The 17,622-nt window shown below is 63.1% G+C and carries 14 protein-coding genes; 3 read left to right on the top strand and 11 right to left on the bottom strand.

Translation table 11 applies throughout. The annotated features are described in order from the left end of the window. Nucleotides 1-18 precede the first annotated feature (18 nt). Nucleotides 19-1,026: a nucleoid-associated protein YejK gene (gene yejK / locus AC5PZ0_RS16590; RefSeq protein ID WP_027595625.1), complete on the bottom strand. Its 1,008-nt coding sequence runs from the start codon at nt 1,024-1,026 to the stop codon at nt 19-21. A 395-nt stretch (nt 1,027-1,421) separates the two neighbouring features. Between yejK and AC5PZ0_RS16585 the strand changes: the two genes are divergently transcribed. Then, the gene (locus AC5PZ0_RS16585; RefSeq protein WP_003255106.1) at nt 1,422-1,703 is read left to right on the top strand and encodes an HU family DNA-binding protein; all 282 of its coding nucleotides are present in this window, start codon (nt 1,422-1,424) and stop codon (nt 1,701-1,703) included. A gap of 52 nt (nt 1,704-1,755) precedes the next feature. On the opposite strand, the gene rlmF is transcribed toward AC5PZ0_RS16585, so the two are convergent. The 5 genes from rlmF to AC5PZ0_RS16560 all read right to left on the bottom strand — a co-directional run bounded on the left by rlmF (nt 1,756) and on the right by AC5PZ0_RS16560 (nt 8,255). Further along, the gene (gene rlmF / locus AC5PZ0_RS16580) at nt 1,756-2,706 is read right to left on the bottom strand and encodes a 23S rRNA (adenine(1618)-N(6))-methyltransferase RlmF (protein ID WP_493855349.1); all 951 of its coding nucleotides are present in this window, start codon (nt 2,704-2,706) and stop codon (nt 1,756-1,758) included. Nucleotides 2,707-2,880: 174 nt separating this feature from the next. Beyond that, entirely contained in the window at nt 2,881-5,727 is a 2,847-nt protein-coding gene (locus AC5PZ0_RS16575; RefSeq protein ID WP_027595627.1) for a valine--tRNA ligase, read from the bottom strand. 184 nt (nt 5,728-5,911) lie between these two features. Then, a complete protein-coding gene (locus tag AC5PZ0_RS16570; RefSeq protein WP_265969910.1) occupies nt 5,912-6,277 on the bottom strand; it encodes a DNA polymerase III subunit chi in 366 nt (121 codons plus the stop codon). 5 nt (nt 6,278-6,282) lie between these two features. Beyond that, nucleotides 6,283-6,711 carry a DNA polymerase III subunit chi gene (locus AC5PZ0_RS16565; RefSeq protein ID WP_099428403.1) on the bottom strand — a complete coding sequence of 143 codons (429 nt, stop codon included), beginning with the start codon at nt 6,709-6,711 and terminating at the stop codon, nt 6,283-6,285. 50 nt (nt 6,712-6,761) lie between these two features. Next, entirely contained in the window at nt 6,762-8,255 is a 1,494-nt protein-coding gene (locus AC5PZ0_RS16560) for a leucyl aminopeptidase (RefSeq protein WP_493855348.1), read from the bottom strand. Between the two features lie 301 nt (nt 8,256-8,556). Here AC5PZ0_RS16560 and lptF point away from each other — a divergent pair, with 301 nt between their 5' ends. Together lptF and lptG are read left to right on the top strand one after the other, a co-directional pair. After that, a complete protein-coding gene (lptF, locus tag AC5PZ0_RS16555; RefSeq protein WP_027595632.1) occupies nt 8,557-9,672 on the top strand; it encodes an LPS export ABC transporter permease LptF in 1,116 nt (371 codons plus the stop codon). Continuing rightward, entirely contained in the window at nt 9,665-10,726 is a 1,062-nt protein-coding gene (gene lptG / locus AC5PZ0_RS16550) for an LPS export ABC transporter permease LptG (RefSeq protein ID WP_027595633.1), read from the top strand. Before lptF ends, lptG begins: the two co-directional genes overlap by 8 nt. A 222-nt stretch (nt 10,727-10,948) precedes the next feature. Here the strand turns inward: lptG and AC5PZ0_RS16545 are convergent, their stop codons facing one another. The 5 genes from AC5PZ0_RS16545 to gcvP all read right to left on the bottom strand — a co-directional run bounded on the left by AC5PZ0_RS16545 (nt 10,949) and on the right by gcvP (nt 17,622). Beyond that, the gene (locus AC5PZ0_RS16545; RefSeq protein ID WP_027595634.1) at nt 10,949-11,437 is read right to left on the bottom strand and encodes an RDD family protein; all 489 of its coding nucleotides are present in this window, start codon (nt 11,435-11,437) and stop codon (nt 10,949-10,951) included. 96 nt (nt 11,438-11,533) lie between these two features. Beyond that, nucleotides 11,534-11,746, bottom strand: coding sequence for a cold-shock protein (locus AC5PZ0_RS16540; RefSeq protein ID WP_265969914.1), 213 nt, complete (start codon nt 11,744-11,746; stop codon nt 11,534-11,536). Between the two features lie 356 nt (nt 11,747-12,102). Further along, nucleotides 12,103-13,227 carry a glycine cleavage system aminomethyltransferase GcvT gene (gcvT, locus tag AC5PZ0_RS16535; RefSeq protein WP_493855386.1) on the bottom strand — a complete coding sequence of 375 codons (1,125 nt, stop codon included), beginning with the start codon at nt 13,225-13,227 and terminating at the stop codon, nt 12,103-12,105. Nucleotides 13,228-13,251: 24 nt separating this feature from the next. Continuing rightward, a complete protein-coding gene (locus AC5PZ0_RS16530; RefSeq protein WP_493855347.1) occupies nt 13,252-14,628 on the bottom strand; it encodes an L-serine ammonia-lyase in 1,377 nt (458 codons plus the stop codon). A gap of 138 nt (nt 14,629-14,766) precedes the next feature. Then, a complete protein-coding gene (gene gcvP, locus AC5PZ0_RS16525) occupies nt 14,767-17,622 on the bottom strand; it encodes an aminomethyl-transferring glycine dehydrogenase (protein WP_493855346.1) in 2,856 nt (951 codons plus the stop codon).

Raw genomic sequence — 17,622 nt, 5'->3', positions numbered from 1 at the left:
TACGCGCCCCAGGTGGTATCAGTCCTTGCGCCGCTTCAGCTGATCGATCAGCTGCGTCGGCAGCCCCTTGATGATCAAGGTCCCCGCCACCTCGTCATACTCCACCTTGTCGCCCAGCAGGTGCGCCTCGAAGCTGATCGACAGCCCCTCGGCACGGCCAGTGAAGCGGCGGAACTGGTTGAGGGTGCGTTTGTCTGCAGGGATCTCCGGCGACAGGCCGTAGTCTTTGTTGCGGATGTGGTCGTAAAACGCCTTCGGGCGGTCTTCGTCGATCAGGCTGGACAGTTCTTCAAGGGTCACCGGCTCGCCCAGCTTGGTTTGGGTGGTAGCGTAGTCGACCAGGGTCTGGGTCTTCTCGCGGGCCGACGCCTCGGGCAAGTCTTCGCTCTCGACGAAGTCGCTGAAGGCCTTGAGCAGGGTACGGGTTTCACCTGGGCCGTCGACGCCCTCCTGGCAGCCGATGAAGTCACGGAAGTAGTCGGAGACTTTCTTGCCGTTCTTGCCTTTGATGAACGAGATGTACTGCTTGGAATTCTGGTTGTTCTTCCACTCGGACAGGTTGATGCGCGCCGCCAGGTGCAGTTGGCCGAGGTCTAGGTGGCGCGATGGCGTCACATCGAGGTCCGCGTTCACCGCCACGCCTTCGCTGTGGTGCAGCAGGGCGATCGCCAGGTAATCGGTCATGCCTTGCTGGTAGTGGGCGAACAGGATGTGCCCGCCGGTGGACAGGTTGGACTCTTCCATCAGCTTTTGCAGGTGTTCGACGGCGATGCGGCTGAACGCGGCGAAGTCCTTTTCTGCTTCCAGGTACTGTTTCAACCAGCCACTGAGCGGGTAGGCACCCGATTCGCCGTGGAAGAAGCCCCACGCCTTGCCTTGCTTGGCGTTGTAGCTGTCGTTGAGGTCGGCCAGCAGGTTTTCGATGGCATCGGAGGCGCCCAGTTCGGTATCGCGTGCGTGCAGCACGGCGGGGCTGCCATCGGGCTTCTTGTCGATCAGGTGAACGATACAATGACGGATTGGCATGAAGTCCTCGGCGAGTCTGGGGGGCGGTGCACGGCCGCGCTGCAAAAGTCGTCCAGTTTACCCCAGAGACAAGGTGATGCAGTGGCCGGATGTTGGCAGAAATGCCGGTTGTTCGTTTTTTGTTCAGTTTTGTGCGTTTTAAGCTAAAACCCCCGAAAAACCTGCATTAAATCGAAGTGCGCAGCGGATATTTATCCATTCCTGTGGTAGCTTTGCGCGGTCTTGCGCCCCTCGCGTGGCGCATTGCTGGCAGCACGCTAGCGTCGTGTCGAACCAAACGCCGATTTACGTATCTACATACGCGATTGGCGCGGCCCTCCAGAATTCAGGGGCTGGCCCGATAACGTCGTAGCTCGCTGCTTAACTACTGAATTTGATAGGGAAGGAACATCACCATGGCATTGACCAAAGACCAACTGATTGCCGACATCGCCGAATCGATCGCCGCGCCAAAAGCCACCGCCAAAAACGCACTGGAGCAACTGGGCCAGATCGTTGCTGACCAACTGGAAAACGGCGCTGAAATCACCCTGCCAGGCATCGGCAAGCTGAAAGTCTCCGAGCGTCCTGCCCGTACCGGCCGCAACCCTTCGACTGGCGCTGCCATCGAAATCGCTGCCAAGAAAGTCGTCAAGTTCGTGCCAGCCAAAGTGCTGACCGACGCCATCAACAAGTAATTGTTGACGCTGTGACGAAACCGCGCCCGGGCTTGCCCGGGCGCGGTTTTTTTCAGCCTTGTGTTTTACGCCGTGCGTGCCAGGCCAGGCGCGCGTTGTCGTCCTGGAAGCTCCAGGCGACCATGCGGCTCTGCTTCTGCCCTTGGCCCATCTCGATGATGCGCACGGCCTTGGCGCCTGCTTTTTTCAGCGCAGCCTCGATGCCTGGCAGGTTGCTGGCCTTGGACACCAGGCTGGTGAACCACAGCACGCTTTCGGCGTACTGCGCGCTTTCCCCGACCAGTTGCGTCACGAAGCGGATCTCGCCGCCCTCACACCACAGTTCGTTGTTCTGGCCGCCGAAATTGAGCACGGGCAGTTTGCGCTTGGGGTCCTGCTTGCCCAGGTTTTTCCACTTGCGCTGGCTGCCGCGGGTGGCTTCCTCGCGTGAGGCATGGAAGGGCGGGTTGCACAGGGTCAGGTCGAAGCGCTCGTCCGCCTGCAGCAGGCCACTGAGAATGTGCGTGCGGTTGGCCTGCTGGCGCAGAGTGATGGCCTTGCTCAGGCCATTGGCCTGGACGATGGCCTTGGCCGACGCCAGTGCCACAGGGTCGATATCCGAGCCCAGGAAGCGCCAGCGGTAGTCGCTGTGGCCGATCAGCGGGTAGATGCAGTTGGCACCCACGCCGATGTCCAGCGCGCGCATTTGGGCGCCTTTGGGGATCTCGCCGGCATTGTCTTCGCCCAGCAGGTCGGCGAGCACATGGATGTAGTCGGCGCGACCGGGGATGGGCGGACACAGGTAGTCGGCGGGGATGTCCCAGTGCTGGATGCCGTACTGGGCCTTGAGCAAGGCGCGGTTGAACACCCGTACCGCCTCGGGGTTGGCGAAGTCGATGCTGGGTTTGCCGTGCGGGTTGGTGATGGTGAAGCGGGCCAGGTCAGGGTGGGCCTTGATCAGGCTGGGGAAGTCGTAGCGACCCTGGTGGCGGTTGCGCGGGTGCAGGGTGGGTTTCTGGTTCATGGTCAGGTCCGGTGCTGCAGGTGCTGGCCAGGGGGCCGCTGTGCGGCCCCTTCGCGGCACAAGGCCGCTCCCACAGGATAGTGAGGCTCCTTGAAGGCAGCGCAATTCCTGTGGGAGCGGCCTTGTGCCGCGAACGAGGGCGAAGCCCTCGCTGGTCAGGTCAGCATTGTCAGGTTACAGCGCTGCAATCCGCGCATGCTGCTCGGTGAAGTTGGCCAGGGCCTGTTCGGACTCGGCCAGCTTGGCGCGTTCCTTCTCGATCACCGCAGGCGGTGCCTTGTCGACGAAGGCAGCGTTGGACAGCTTGCCGCCCACGCGCTGGACTTCACCCTGCAGACGCTGGATCTCCTTGTTCAGGCGAGCCAGTTCGGCGTCCTTGTCGATCAGGCCGGCCATCGGCACCAGTACCTGCAGATCGCCCACCAGAGCGGTGGCCGACAGTGGCGCTTCGTCGGCATCGCCAAGCACGGTGAACGACTCGACCTTGGCCAGTTTCTTCAGCAGGGCTTCGTTTTCCTGCAGGCGGCGCTGGTCGTCGGCATTGGCGTTTTTCAGGAACAGAGGCAGCGGCTTGCCCGGGCCGATGTTCATTTCGGCGCGGATGTTGCGCAGGCCGACCATCAGCTCCTTGAGCCACTCGATGTCACCTTCGGCAGCGGCATCGATGCGGCTTTCATTGGCCACCGGCCACGGCTGCAGCATGATGGTCTTGCCCTGAATGCCAGCCAGCGGCGCGATGCGCTGCCAGATTTCTTCAGTGATGAACGGCATGAACGGGTGCGCCAGGCGCAGGGCCACTTCCAGCACGCGCACCAGGGTGCGACGGGTGCCACGGGCGCGCTCGACCGGGGCGTTCTCGTCCCACAGCACAGGCTTGGAGAGTTCCAGGTACCAGTCGCAATACTGGTTCCAGATGAACTCGTACAGGGCCTGGCTGGCCAGGTCGAAGCGGAACTGCTCCAGCTGGCGGGTCACTTCGGCTTCGGTACGCTGCAGTTGCGAGATGATCCAGCGGTCGGCCAGCGACAGCTCGTAGGCTTCGCCGTTCTGGCCGCAGTCCTCGCCCTTGTCCAGCACGTAGCGGGCGGCGTTCCAGATTTTGTTGCAGAAGTTGCGGTAGCCTTCGACGCGGCCCATGTCGAACTTGATGTCGCGGCCGGTCGAGGCCAGCGAGCAGAACGTGAAGCGCAGGGCGTCGGTGCCGTAGCTGGCGATGCCGTCCGGGAACTCGGCCTTGGTCTGCTTGGCGATCTTCTCGGCAAGCTTGGGCTGCATCATGCCGCTGGTGCGTTTTTCCAGCAGGGCGTCGAGGGTGATGCCGTCGACGATGTCCAGCGGGTCCAGGACGTTGCCCTTGGACTTGGACATCTTCTGGCCCTGGCCATCGCGCACCAGGCCGTGCACGTACACGGTCTTGAACGGAACCTGAGGGGTGCCGTCCTCGTTCTTGATCAGGTGCATGGTCAGCATGATCATGCGCGCAACCCAGAAGAAGATGATGTCGAAGCCGGTGACCAGCACATCGGTGGAGTGGAACTTCTTGAGGAACTCGGTCTGTTCTGGCCAGCCCAGCGTCGAGAAGGTCCACAGGCCCGAGCTGAACCAGGTGTCGAGTACGTCGTCGTCCTGGCGCAGGGCAACATCGGCGCCCAGGTTGTGCTTGGCGCGGACTTCAGCCTCGTCACGGCCGACATAGACCTGGCCGGCCTCGTCGTACCATGCCGGGATGCGGTGGCCCCACCACAGCTGGCGGCTGATGCACCAGTCCTGGATGTCGCGCATCCAGGAGAAATACATGTTCTCATACTGCTTGGGCACGAACTGGATGCGGCCATCTTCCACGGCGGCGATGGCAGGCTCTGCCAGCGGCTTGGTGGAGACGTACCACTGGTCGGTCAGCCACGGTTCGATGACAGTGCCCGAGCGGTCGCCTTTCGGCACTTTCAAGGCGTGGTCGTCGATGCTGACCAGCAGGCCCTGGGCGTCCAGGTCGGCGACGATCTGCTTACGCGCGACAAAGCGGTCGAGGGTGGCGTACTGGGCGGGCAGGGTGGTGTCGACCTGCTCGTTGACGCTGCCGTCGAGGTTGAAGGCCTGGGCATTGGCCAGGACCATCGCGTTCTTGTCGAAGATGTTCAGCAGCGGCAGGTTGTGGCGCTTGCCGACTTCGTAGTCGTTGAAGTCGTGTGCCGGGGTGATCTTCACGCAGCCGGTGCCGAATTCTGGGTCGCAGTAGTCGTCGGCGATGATCGGGATGCGGCGGCCGACCAGTGGCAGCTCGACGAACTTGCCGATCAGGGCCTGGTAGCGCTCGTCGTTCGGGTTGACCGCGACGGCAGCGTCACCCAGCAGGGTTTCCGGACGCGTGGTGGCAACCACCAGGTAATCCTTGCCTTCGGCGGTCTTGGCGCCGTCGGCCAGCGGGTAGCGCAGGTTCCACAGGTGGCCCTTCTCGTCGTGGTTTTCCACTTCGAGGTCAGAGATGGCCGTGTGCAGCTTGGTGTCCCAGTTGACCAGGCGCTTGCCGCGGTAGATCAGGCCATCTTCGTGCAGGCGCACGAAGGCTTCCTTGACGGCTTCGGACAGGCCGTCGTCCATGGTGAAGCGCTCACGGCTCCAGTCGACCGACGAGCCCAGGCGGCGGATCTGACGGCTGATGTTGCCGCCGGACTGGTCCTTCCACTCCCAGACTTTTTCCAGGAACTGTTCGCGACCCAGGTCATGACGGTTCTGGCCTTTGGCCTCGAGCTGGCGCTCGACCAGCATCTGCGTGGCGATACCGGCGTGGTCGGTGCCCGGCTGCCACAGGGTGTCGCGACCCTGCATGCGGCGGAAACGGATCAGGGCGTCCATGATCGCGTTGTTGAACCCATGGCCCATGTGCAGGCTGCCGGTGACGTTCGGCGGCGGGATCATGATGGTGTAGGACTCACCTGCACCTTGTGGAGCGAAATAGTTCTCGGACTCCCAGGTGTTGTACCAGGAAGTTTCGATGGCGTGCGGCTGGTAGGTCTTATCCATGCGCGGCGGGACCCTGTGCATTTATTCGGGAAAGCCGAAAAGTATAACGAAGGCACAGGGTTTAGGCGACAGGCCGGGGGCTGCTTTGCAGCCCTTTCGCGACACAAGGCCGCTCCTGCAGGCACCGCGATCCCTGTAGGAGCGGCCTTGTGCCGCGAATGGGCCGCAAAGCGGCCCCGGAATATCACTCAGAACGCTTGATCAAACGCTCAATACGCGCATCCAGCCGGCGCTTGATTTCGTTCTCGATATGCGGGGTAAAGTCATTGATCACGTCTTGCATGATCGCCTGCGCTGCGGCGCGCAGCTCGCTTTCCAGGTGCAGCAAGGTGTCCTGGCGGCGGGTTTGCGAGTCTTCCTCGGGGGCTGTGGCGATCGGCTCGACGGCCGACACGGGGTTGCCGGCGGGTTCGTCCAGCAACAGTGGAATCTGCTCCACCGTCTCGGTCAGCAGCGGCGGTTGCAGGTCGGCGTCGCCAAGTAACTGGCGGATCGACTCGAGGTCATCGAGCAGATGGGCGGAGTCGGGCAAAGGGGAGGGCTTGTCCATCGTCGTCAAAGTCGCTGTAAGCGGTGGTCTTGCAGAGCATAGCCCTGTTCGCGGTAGAAACGGAACCGCTCACGGGCCGATTGGCGGATGCCTGGCTCCTCGACGACGATCTCGGCCACCCGTTCGAACTGGCCGACGAACGCAGGCACGCCAGCGCCCAGGTTGATCAGCAGGTCGCTGTGTTGCCCGGCATCCTCGGCAATCCCTAAGGCTACCGTGGCATCCGCGTGCAATTCCGCGAGGTCGTGGGGCACGAACGCTTCGCCCTTGAAGTGCCAGAGGCGTTGGTCCAGTTCGCTGCGCTGTTCGGCATCCTGGCAATGCAGGTAGACCCGGTGGCCGAGGCGCCAGGCTTTTTCGCACAGCTTGCAGGCGAAATCGAGCCGCGCCGACAAGGCGTCGGTGGGCAGGATATAGAAATCGACTTTGCTCATGGTGGTCTCTGCCGGCCGGTGGCGCGCAAGGCGCCACCGGCCTCACGGCATCAGGCGCCAGCGCGGTCCAGCAGGTACTGGGTCAGCAGCGGGACCGGGCGGCCAGTGGCGCCCTTGTCCTTGCCGCCGCTGATCCAGGCCGTGCCGGCGATGTCCATGTGCGCCCAGTTGTAGGCCTTGGCGAAGCGCGACAGGAAGCAGCCTGCGGTGATGGTGCCGGCCTTCGGCCCACCGATGTTGCCCATGTCGGCGAACGGGCTGTCCAGTTGTTCCTGGTACTCGTCGAACAGCGGCAGCTGCCAGGCACGGTCGTCGGCGCGCTTGCCGGCATCCAGCAGTTGGCCGACCAGGTCGTCGTTGTTGCCCATCAGGCCCGAGGTGTGGCTACCCAGGGCAACGATGCAGGCGCCGGTCAGGGTGGCGATGTCGATCACCGCCTGGGGCTTGAAGCGTTCGGCGTAGGTCAGGGCGTCGCACAGCACCAGGCGGCCTTCGGCGTCGGTGTTGAGAATTTCGACGGTCTGGCCGCTCATGGTGGTGACGATGTCGCCCGGGCGGGTAGCGCCGCCGCTCGGCATGTTTTCAGCGCAGGCCAGCAGGCACACCAGGTTGATCGGCAGCTGCAGTTCGAGCACCGCACGCAGGGTGCCGAACACGCTGGCGGCGCCACACATGTCGTACTTCATCTCGTCCATGCCGGCGCCTGGCTTGAGGCTAATGCCACCGGTGTCGAAGGTGATGCCCTTGCCCACCAGCACGAACGGCTTGTCTGCTTTCTTGCCGCCTTGGTAATTGAGGACGATCAGGCGTGGCGGCTGGTCGCTGCCCTGGCCCACGGCGTAGAACGCGCCCATGCCCAGGTCCTTGATCTTCTTCTCGTCGAGCACTTCGACCTTGAGCCCTTTGTGCGCCTTGCCCAGCTCCTTGGCCTGTTCGGCGAGGAAGCTTGGGTGGCACAGGTTGGGCGGCAGGTTGCCCAGGTCGCGGGTGAAGGCCATGCCGGTGGCAATCGCCGTGGCGTGCTTGACGGCACGCTCGACCTCGGCCAGGCCGGCCTTGTCGGCCAGCAGGGTGACCTTTTTCAGGGCGCGCGGCTCGGCTTTCTGGCTTTTGAAACGGTCGAACACGTATTCGCCGTCTTGCAGGGTCTCGGCCAGCAGGCGGTACTTGCCGTAGTGGGCGTCGCGGTTGCTGACGGCGATATCATCCAGGGCGAGCACGGCGTCAGTGCCGTTGAGGCCTTTCAAGACGCCGGCGACGCTGGCCACCAGTTTGCGCCAGGCGCGGTCGCCCAGGGCTTCGTCCTTGCCGCTGCCAACCAGCAGCACGCGTTCGGCCTTCAGGCCTGGCAGGCTGTGCAGCAGCAGGGTCTGCCCCGGTTTACCGGCCAGGTCGCCACGTTTGAGCACGGCGCTGATGGCACCTTCGCAGGCGTGGTCGACGGCCTTGGCAACAGCGCCGAGCTTGCGGCCTTCACCTACCGGTACAACCAGCGTGGCGGTTTTTACGGATGCAGCAGCTACGCTTTTTACAACCAGTTCCATGTCAGGGTCCCCGAATGATCGATACAGTTGGCGCTTTGCATTCAAGCGCTCTGGGCGGGCCAGGCCGCGTGGTCGCGTACCCGTGGAAAAGCTGCCAGTTTGAGCCTGCGGCCAGCGTGCTGACAACCCTGTTTTGCGGCTTCATGCGCGGCCAAGTGACAGGGGCGGTCAATCACAGGATAATGCGCGCACTTTACATGGAGGTTCGCCTGTGGCGAACCGACATTGGTCTTGGCTGTACTAAGTCATTGTTTGGCGCCAATGTTTGGCAGTCCGCCCTGACAACCCAGGAGTGTCTGGTTTGATCGTCTTTCGTTATCTGTCCCGCGAGGTCCTGGTGACCTTGAGCGCCGTCAGCGCCGTGCTGCTGGTGATCATCATGAGTGGGCGTTTCATCAAGTACCTGGCCCAGGCGGCGCAGGGCGTGCTCGACCCGAGCGTGCTGTTCCTGATCATGGGCTTCCGTCTGCCGGGTTTCTTGCAACTGATCCTGCCTTTGGGGCTGTTCCTCGGCATTTTGCTGGCCTACGGCCGTTTGTACCTGGAAAGCGAAATGACCGTGCTGTCGGCCACGGGCATGAGCCAGCAGCGCCTGCTGGGCCTGACCATGGCGCCCGCCGCCCTGGTGGCCTTGCTGGTTGCCTGGCTGAGCCTGAGCCTGGCGCCCCTGGGCGTGGCCCAGGTGCAGCAGATCATCAGCCAGCAGGACGCTCTGACCGAGTTCGACACCCTGGTGCCTGGGCGTTTCCAGACCCTGCGTGATGGCTCGCGGGTGACCTACACCGAGCAGCTGTCGGACGACCGCATCAACCTTGGTGGCGTGTTCATCTCCGAAAAACGCTTCAACCAGGACAAGACCAAGGACCGCGCCCCGTCTGTACTGGTCGCCGAAAAAGGCCACCAGGAAGTGCAGGCCGATGGCAACCGCTACCTGGTGCTGGAAAACGGCTACCGCTACGACGGCAACCCTGGCCAGGCCGATTACCGTGCCATCAAGTACGACACCTATGGCGTACTGCTGCCCAAGCCTGAAGTCAGCGAGGAAGTGACCGAGCGCGAAGCTATTCCAACTTCGCAATTGTTCGGCCAGGAGGGCTTGCGCGAACGCGCCGAGCTGCAATGGCGGTTGTCGTTGCCGATCCTGGTCTTCGTCGTGACCCTGTTGGCAGTGCCGCTGTCGCGGGTCAACCCACGCCAGGGCCGCTTCCTCAAGTTGCTGCCGGCGATTCTTCTGTACATGGCCTACCTGACAATGCTGATTTCCGTACGCGGCGCCCTCGAGAAGGGCAAATTGCCGATCGCCCTGGGCATGTGGTGGGTGCACGGCCTGTTCCTGCTGATCGGGCTTGGGCTGATGTACTGGGAACCGCTGAGCCTCAAACGCGCTGCCCGTCGTGCGGAGGTGGCCCGTGGTTAAACTGGATCGCTACATCGGCATGAGCGTGCTCATGGCCATTTTGGCCGTGCTGGGGATCATCCTCGGCCTGGCCTCGCTGTTCGCCTTCATCGATGAGATGAGCGACCTGAGCGACACCTACACGGTGATGGATGCCGGCTGGTTCACGCTGCTGACCGCACCGCGCCGTTTGTATGACATGTTGCCTATGGCGGCATTGATTGGCTGCCTGATCGGCCTGGGCAGCCTGGCCAGCAGCAGCGAACTGACCATCATGCGCGCTGCCGGTGTTTCCATCGGCCGCATCGTCTGGGCGGTCATGAAGCCGATGCTGGTGCTGATGCTGGTGGGCGTGTTGATTGGCGAGTACGTGGCGCCGGTCACCGAAAACAAGGCCCAGGCCGACCGTTCCCTGGCCCAGGGTGGCGGTGAGGCGCAGAGCTCCAAGCGGGGTATGTGGCACCGTCAGGGCGAAGAGTTCGTGCACATCAACGCCGTGCAGCCCAATGGTTTGCTGCTGGGTGTGACCCGCTACCGTTTCGACAGTGAGCGCAAGATCGTCACCTCCAGCTTCGCCCGCCGGGCGCAGTACAACGACGACCACTGGCAGCTCAGCGATGTCAGCACCACGTATTTCCGTGGTGACCACACCGAAGTGGTGAAGACACCGGAAGAGCGCTGGGACGTTTCGGTTACGCCGCAACTGCTCAATACCGTGATCCTGGCGCCGGAATCGCTGTCCATCACCGGCTTGTGGGATTACATCCACTACCTGTCCGACCAAGGCTTGAACAATGCCCGCTACTGGCTGGCGTTCTGGACCAAGGTGTTGCAGCCGGCCGTGACCGCGGCACTGGTGCTGATGGCGATATCCTTCATCTTTGGCCCCCTGCGCTCGGTGACCCTCGGCCAGCGGGTATTCACCGGTGTGCTGGTGGGCTTCGTGTTCCGCATCGCCCAGGACCTGCTAGGCCCTTCGAGCCAGGTGTTCGGCTTCCCGCCGTTGCTGGCGGTCGTGATACCGGCCGGGATCTGCGCGCTGGCAGGGTTGTGGTTACTCCGCCGAGCGGGTTGAGGGTTTGATCGATGTGCAAAAGCCGACCTAAGGGTCGGCTTTTTTGAGGGTTCAATTCTGGCTTTAGGCGTGTGCTTGACCTTGGCCTGTAGGAGCAGCCTTGTGCTGCGAAGAGGCCGGTGACAGCGCAATCAAGCTTGGCTGCTGTCACGGGCCTCTTCGCAGCACAAGGCTGCTCTTACAGAGGCGGTGGCGGCATTGAAGAGTGTGCGTAACTGAGCGTCATTTCTTCTGCTTCGGCACCCGCACCAGCTGTGTCTCCGAATAGATGTCATGCCACCCGCGTTTGCGCTTGTCGATCAACGCCCAGAAAAACCCCAGCCCCAGGCACAGCCACGACGCGATCGAGACCACGAAGCGCAACAGTGCCTGCCACAGGCTGATGGCACTGCCATCGGCATTCTGCACCCGCACGCCCCACACCTGCATGCCCAGGGTCTGCCCGCCGTGGGTCCAGAACTTGGCAAAGAAACCAAACAGTGCGAACACCAGGATCGTCGACAACAACGGGTCGCCATCCAGCGCCCCGGCATCGGTCAGCTCACGCATGCGGGCCTCGCCGATAATTGCCATCTGGATCATCTTGTAAGCGCCCGCCGTCACGATCAGCAGGGCAGTGCACAGCAAAAAGTCATAGAACATCGCCGCCAGCCGGCGGCCTAGCCCAGCGGGCGGGAAGTCACCCTGAGGCAAGAGGGGAGGCTTGGACATTACGCTGCAGCTCCAGATGGCAAAGGCCCATTTTAGGGAACTGCGGGCAAAAAAAAGCCCCTGCGCGTCAACGCAGGGGCTCTTTTTTAGGGATTATCAGGCTTCTGGCTGGACTTCGTCAGCCTGCATGCCTTTTTGGCCTTGAACGGCTACGAAGGTAACCTTCTGGCCTTCTTTCAGGCTTTTGAAGCCGTTGCCTTGAATGGCACGGAAGTGTACGAACAGATCCGGACCGCTCTCTGGAGTGATGAAACCGTAACCTTTCTCGTCATTGAACCACTTGACGGTACCGTTCTGACGCGTTGCCATTTTCTTATTTCCTATAAATCTATTAATTGATAACAGTTACTTTCACATCGTTATTGAATGAAAGCTTACTGGGCTGGGTTGCTGGAAAGTAAGAGACGTCGAACGGGTTGTAGCAGATTGCGGCTACTGGCCCAGGTCACGAACTGTTGCGACCCATGCAAACACAGTGCAGTGACTCTACGCCAACTCCTGCGCGAAAAACAAGCCCTTGCTCGTCAGGAAAACAGGGCTTTTGCCGATAGCCGAACAATTTGTCGCAAACGGCATGGCGCCTGGGCTGGCGCCATGTTCGTTCGTTATTGAACAGGTTCGAAATCGAATAGGGCGAGCCTGTTCACCGACCTCATGTTCTGCATTCAGCCACGGTAGTAACGTTGCGGTACGAAAGGCATTTTGCTGACTTTCAAGGCAACCTTCTTGCCCCGTACCAATGCAAACAGTGGGGTGTCTAGCGCGCCATGTTCGATATCGACATAACCCATTGCAACCGGTGCGCCAAGTGTTGGGCCAAAGCCACCACTGCAGACTTTGCCCACTGGGTTATCGGATGCATCGACAATCTCTGCGCTTTCTCGTACCGGTGTACGTTCTTGCGGCAGCAAGCCGACACGCTTTTGTTTTACGCCGTGCTGCTGCTGGCCAAAGATGATGTCAGCACCGGGGAAGCCGCCAGCGCGTTCACCGTCGGCGCGGCGCACTTTCGAGATGGCCCACAGCAGGCTGGCCTGAATCGGCGTGGTCTGGGTGTTCATGTCGTGGCCATACAGGCACAGGCCGGCCTCCAGGCGCAGCGAGTCGCGCGCACCCAGGCCGATCGGTTGCACTTCGGGCTCGGCCAGCAGGCGGCGGGCCAGGGCGTCGGCGGCGTTGGCCGGCACCGAAATTTCGTAACCGTCTTCACCGGTGTAACCCGAGCGGCTGACGTAGCAGTCTTCGCCGAGCAGGGTGACCGGGCGGAACTGCATGAAGGTCATGCCAGCCACTTCCGGGGCCAGGCGTTGCAGCACCTTGACCGCCGCCGGGCCTTGCAGGGCGAGCAGCGCGCGGGCCTCGAACAGTGGCTGAATCTCGCAGCGGCTGCCGATGTGTTTTTGCAGGTGGGCCAGGTCCTGGTCTTTGCAGGCGGCGTTCACCACCAAGAACAGCACGTCATCGCCTAGGTTGGCGACCATCAGGTCGTCGAGAATGCCGCCTTGCTCGTTGGTGAACATGGCATAGCGCTGCATGCCCACTGGCAGGTCGATGATGTCCACGGGCACCAGGCTTTCCAGCGCCTTGGCAGCGTCGCTGCCGCGCAGGGTGATCTGGCCCATGTGCGAGACGTCGAACAGGCCTGCCTGCTCGCGGGTGTGCAGGTGCTCCTTGAGCACGCCCAGCGGGTACTGCACCGGCATGTCATAGCCGGCAAACGGCACCATGCGCGCGCCCAGTTCGAGGTGCAGGGCGTGCAGCGGGGTCTTGAGCAGTGTTTCGGACATCAGTGACTCCTTGGTGTTGTTATCGGGTCAACACTCGATGATGTTGACGGCCAGACCGCCGCGGGCGGTCTCCTTGTATTTGCTTTTCATGTCGGCGCCGGTCTGGCGCATGGTGCGGATGACCTTGTCGAGCGAGACGAAGTGCTGCCCGTCACCGCGCAAGGCCATGCGCACGGCGTTGATCGCCTTCACCGAGCCCATGGCGTTGCGCTCGATGCAGGGCACCTGAACCAGCCCACCAATCGGGTCGCAGGTCAGGCCCAGGTTGTGTTCCATGCCGATCTCGGCGGCGTTCTCGACCTGTTGCACGCTACCGCCCATGACTTCGCACAGGGCTCCGGCGGCCATCGAGCAGGCCACGCCCACTTCGCCCTGGCAGCCAACCTCGGCGCCGGAGATGGAGGCATTTTCTTTGTAGAGAATGCCGATGGCCGCCGCCGTGAGCAGAAAGCGCACCACGCCGTCTTCGCTGGCACCCGGTACAAAGCGCATGTAGTAGTGCAAGACCGCTGGGACGATGCCCGCGGCGCCATTGGTGGGTGCGGTGACCACGCGGCCGCCGTAGGCGTTCTCTTCGTTTACCGCCAGCGCGTAGAGGTTGACCCAGTCGAGCACCGACAGCGCATCGCGCAGGCTGGCTTCCGGGTGTTGGCTGAGCTGTCGGTACAACGCCGGTGCCCGGCGCTTGACCTTGAGCCCACCCGGCAAAATGCCTTCATGGCGGTAACCGGCCTCGACGCAATTCTGCATCACTTGCCAGATACGCAGCAGGCCGGCACGGGTCTCGGCCTCCGGGCGCCAGGCCGCCTCGTTGGCCAGCATCACCTGGCTGATCGACAGGTGTTGCGCGGTGCAGTGCCCGAGCAGCGCCTTGGCGGACTTGAATGGGTAGGGGAGCGGCGTGCTGTCCTCGACGATACGGTCGTGGCCAGCAGCGTCCTCGTCGACCACGAAACCGCCGCCTACCGAGTAGTACTCGCGGCTGCGGATCTGCAGGCCGGCGTGGTCGAAGGCGCGGAAGATCATGCCGTTGGGGTGGTAGGCCAGTGGCTTGCGGATCATTGCCAGGTGCTGCTTTTCGATGAACGCGATGTCGTGTTCGCCGAGCAGGCGCAGGTGGCCGCTGTCGCGGATGGCCTGCAGGCGGGCGGGGATGGCTTCGGTATCGACGGTATCGGGGTGCTCGCCTTCCAGGCCGAGTAACACCGCCTTGTCGCTGCCGTGGCCTTTACCCGTGGCGCCGAGCGAGCCATACAGCTCGGCCTTGACGCTGACTGTGCTGGCCAGCAGGCCGTCGCGGCGCAGGCCTTCGGCAAAACGTGCGGCGGCGCGCATCGGGCCGACCGTGTGGGAGCTGGAGGGGCCGATGCCGATCTTGAACAGGTCGAAGACGCTCAGTGACATGCTGCTTCCTCCAGGTAAGGCTTGAAGGCGACACTGGACCCTGTGGGAGCGGGTTTACCCGCGAATGCGTCAGTGAGTCCACAATTGCATTCGCGGGTGAACCCGCTCCCACAAGTCAGGCGGTGGGCCGATGAGCTATCAGGCGTCCTGGTAGCTCTCGATCGACGGGCAGGCGCAGACCAGGTTACGGTCGCCGAACACGTTGTCGACCCGGCCGACAGGTGGCCAGTACTTGCTTTCCACCAGGCTCGGCAGCGGGTACACCGCCTGTTCACGGCTGTAGCCGTGGGCCCATTCGCCAACCAGCTCCGCTGCGGTGTGCGGGGCGTTTTTCAGTGGGTTGTCGTCCTTGTCCAGGCTGCCGTTCTCGACGGCGCGAATTTCTTCGCGGATCTGGATCATTGCGTCGCAGAAGCGGTCCAGCTCTTCCTTGGACTCGCTTTCAGTCGGCTCGATCATCAGCGTGCCGGCCACCGGGAAAGACATGGTCGGGGCGTGGAAACCGAAGTCGATCAGGCGCTTGGCCACGTCGTCGACGCTGATACCGCTGGTGTCCTTCAGCGGGCGCAGGTCGAGGATGCACTCGTGGGCAACCAGGCCATTACCACCGGTGTACAGAACAGGATAGTGCTCTTCCAGGCGGCGGGCGATGTAATTGGCGTTGAGGATGGCCATTTGCGACGCGCGCTTGAGGCCGGCACCGCCCATCATGCGGATGTACATCCAGGTGATCGGCAGGATGCTGGCGCTGCCGAACGGTGCGGCGCACACCGCGCCCTGCGGGTTCTCCAGCTGCGCGTGGCCGGGCAGGAACGGCGCCAGGTGCGACTTGACGCCGATCGGGCCGACGCCCGGGCCGCCACCACCGTGCGGAATGCAGAAGGTCTTGTGCAGGTTCAGGTGCGAAACGTCGCCGCCGAACTTGCCAGGGGCACACAGGCCGACCATGGCGTTCATGTTGGCGCCGTCGATGTAAACCTGGCCGCCGTTGTCGTGGATGATCGCGCAGATTTCGCCGATCGCTTCTTCGAACACGCCGTGGGTCGACGGGTAGGTGATCATGATGGCGGCCAGGCGCTCGCGGTGTTCGATAGCCTTGGCGCGCAGGTCCTCGACATCGACGTTGCCACGGGCGTCACAGGCGGTGACCACCACACGCATGCCCGCCATGTTCGCGGTCGCAGGGTTGGTGCCATGGGCCGAAGACGGGATCAGGCAGATGTCGCGGTGGCCTTCGCCGCGGCTGCGGTGGTAGGCACGGATGGCCAGCAGGCCGGCGTACTCGCCCTGAGAACCGGCGTTGGGTTGCAGCGACACCGCGTCGTAACCGGTGGCGGCGCACAGCATGGCTTCCAGCTCGGTGGTCATCTGCAGGTAACCCTGGCTTTGTTCAGCCGGGGCGAACGGGTGCAGGTTGCCGAATTCGGCCCAGGTGACCGGGATCATTTCACTGGCAGCGTTGAGCTTCATGGTGCACGAACCCAGCGGGATCATGCTGCGGTCCAGCGCCAGGTCCTTGTCGGCCAGGCGACGCAGGTAACGCATCAGCTCGGTTTCGCTGTGGTAGCGGTTGAACACCGGGTGTTCGAGGATCGCCGACTGGCGCAGCAGGTTGGCCGGCAGCAGCGAGCCCGTGCTGGCCGCGAGGGCGGCGAAGTCCGGTTGCGGTTGGTCGCCGGCCAGCAGTTGCCAGAGCGCTTCGACATCCGCCTGGGCGGTGGTCTCGTCGAGCGACAGGCCGACGTGGCCAGCGTCGACCTGGCGCAGGTTGATGCGCTGGTCACGGGCTTTGGCATGCAGGCTGGCGGTGGCTTCGCCGGTGGCCAGGGTCAGGGTATCGAAGGCGCTGTCGCCGACGACCTGGACGCCCATGGCCTTGAGGCCGGCGGCGAGGATGGCGGTCAGTGCATGGGTGCGTTGGGCGATGCGCTTGAGGCCGGTCGGGCCGTGGTACACGGCGAACATGCTGGCGATGTTGGCCAGCAACACCTGGGCGGTGCAGATGTTGCTGGTGGCCTTCTCACGGCGGATGTGCTGTTCGCGGGTTTGCATGGCCAGGCGCAGGGCGGTCTTGCCGAAGCGGTCGATCGACACGCCGACCAGGCGGCCCGGCATGTCGCGCTTGAAGGCATCGCGGGTGGCGAAGTAAGCCGCGTGCGGGCCGCCAAAGCCCAGTGGCACGCCAAAGCGCTGGGCGCTGCCGATGGCCACGTCAGCGTCGAACTCGCCTGGCGGGGTCAGCAGGGTCAGGGCCAGCAAGTCGGCAGCCACGGCCACCAGGGCGTTGGCCGCGTGGAAGCGCTGAACCAGGTCGCGGTAGTCGAACACGTCACCGTTGCTGGCCGGGTACTGCAGCAATGCGCCGAAGAAGGCGCTGACATCGGTCAGTTCGCGTTCGTCGCCCACCACCACGTCGATGCCCAGCGGCTCGGCACGGGTGCGCAGCACGTCGAGGGTTTGCGGGTGGCAGTGGCTGGAAGCGAAGAAGGCATGGCTGGCCTTGTTCTTCGACAGGCGCTTGCAGAAGGTCATGGCTTCGGCGGCAGCGGTGGCTTCGTCGAGCAACGAGGCGTTGGCGATCGGCAGGCCGGTCAGGTCGCTGATCAGGGTCTGGAAGTTCAACAGCGCTTCCAGGCGCCCCTGGGAAATTTCCGGCTGGTAAGGGGTGTAGGCGGTGTACCAGGCCGGGTTTTCCAGCAGGTTGCGCAGGATCGGTGCCGGGGTGTGGGTGTTGTAGTAACCCTGGCCGATGTAGCTTTTGAACAGCTGGTTGTTGCCGGCGATGGCTTTCAGCGAGGCGAGTGCGTCGGCTTCGCTCTGGCCGTCTTCAGCACCGAGCACGCTGGTGCCCTTGATGCTGTCGGGGATGACCGCGGCGGTCATGGCGTCCAGGGAATCGAACCCCAGGGTGGCGAGCATGGCCTGTTCGTCAGCGGCGCGTGGGCCGATGTGGCGGGCGATGAATTCGTTGGCGGTGCCGAGGTTGATGGTCAT

The organism is Pseudomonas sp. 5.2, assembly GCF_059025405.1.
Note: the sequence above shows the minus strand (reverse complement) of the source record. Positions and strands in the feature narration are given on the sequence as shown.

Coding starts and splice junctions, on each gene's coding strand:
- yejK (WP_027595625.1), bottom strand. CDS start 1,026: ATGCCAATCCGTCATTGTATCGTTCACCTGATCGACAAGAAGCCCGAT.
- AC5PZ0_RS16585 (WP_003255106.1), top strand. CDS start 1,422: ATGGCATTGACCAAAGACCAACTGATTGCCGACATCGCCGAATCGATC.
- rlmF (WP_493855349.1), bottom strand. CDS start 2,706: ATGAACCAGAAACCCACCCTGCACCCGCGCAACCGCCACCAGGGTCGC.
- AC5PZ0_RS16575 (WP_027595627.1), bottom strand. CDS start 5,727: ATGGATAAGACCTACCAGCCGCACGCCATCGAAACTTCCTGGTACAAC.
- AC5PZ0_RS16570 (WP_265969910.1), bottom strand. CDS start 6,277: ATGGACAAGCCCTCCCCTTTGCCCGACTCCGCCCATCTGCTCGATGAC.
- AC5PZ0_RS16565 (WP_099428403.1), bottom strand. CDS start 6,711: ATGAGCAAAGTCGATTTCTATATCCTGCCCACCGACGCCTTGTCGGCG.
- AC5PZ0_RS16560 (WP_493855348.1), bottom strand. CDS start 8,255: ATGGAACTGGTTGTAAAAAGCGTAGCTGCTGCATCCGTAAAAACCGCC.
- AC5PZ0_RS16545 (WP_027595634.1), bottom strand. CDS start 11,437: ATGTCCAAGCCTCCCCTCTTGCCTCAGGGTGACTTCCCGCCCGCTGGG.
- AC5PZ0_RS16540 (WP_265969914.1), bottom strand. CDS start 11,746: ATGGCAACGCGTCAGAACGGTACCGTCAAGTGGTTCAATGACGAGAAA.
- AC5PZ0_RS16530 (WP_493855347.1), bottom strand. CDS start 14,628: ATGTCACTGAGCGTCTTCGACCTGTTCAAGATCGGCATCGGCCCCTCC.
- gcvP (WP_493855346.1), bottom strand. CDS start 17,622: ATGACCATCAACCTCGGCACCGCCAACGAATTCATCGCCCGCCACATC.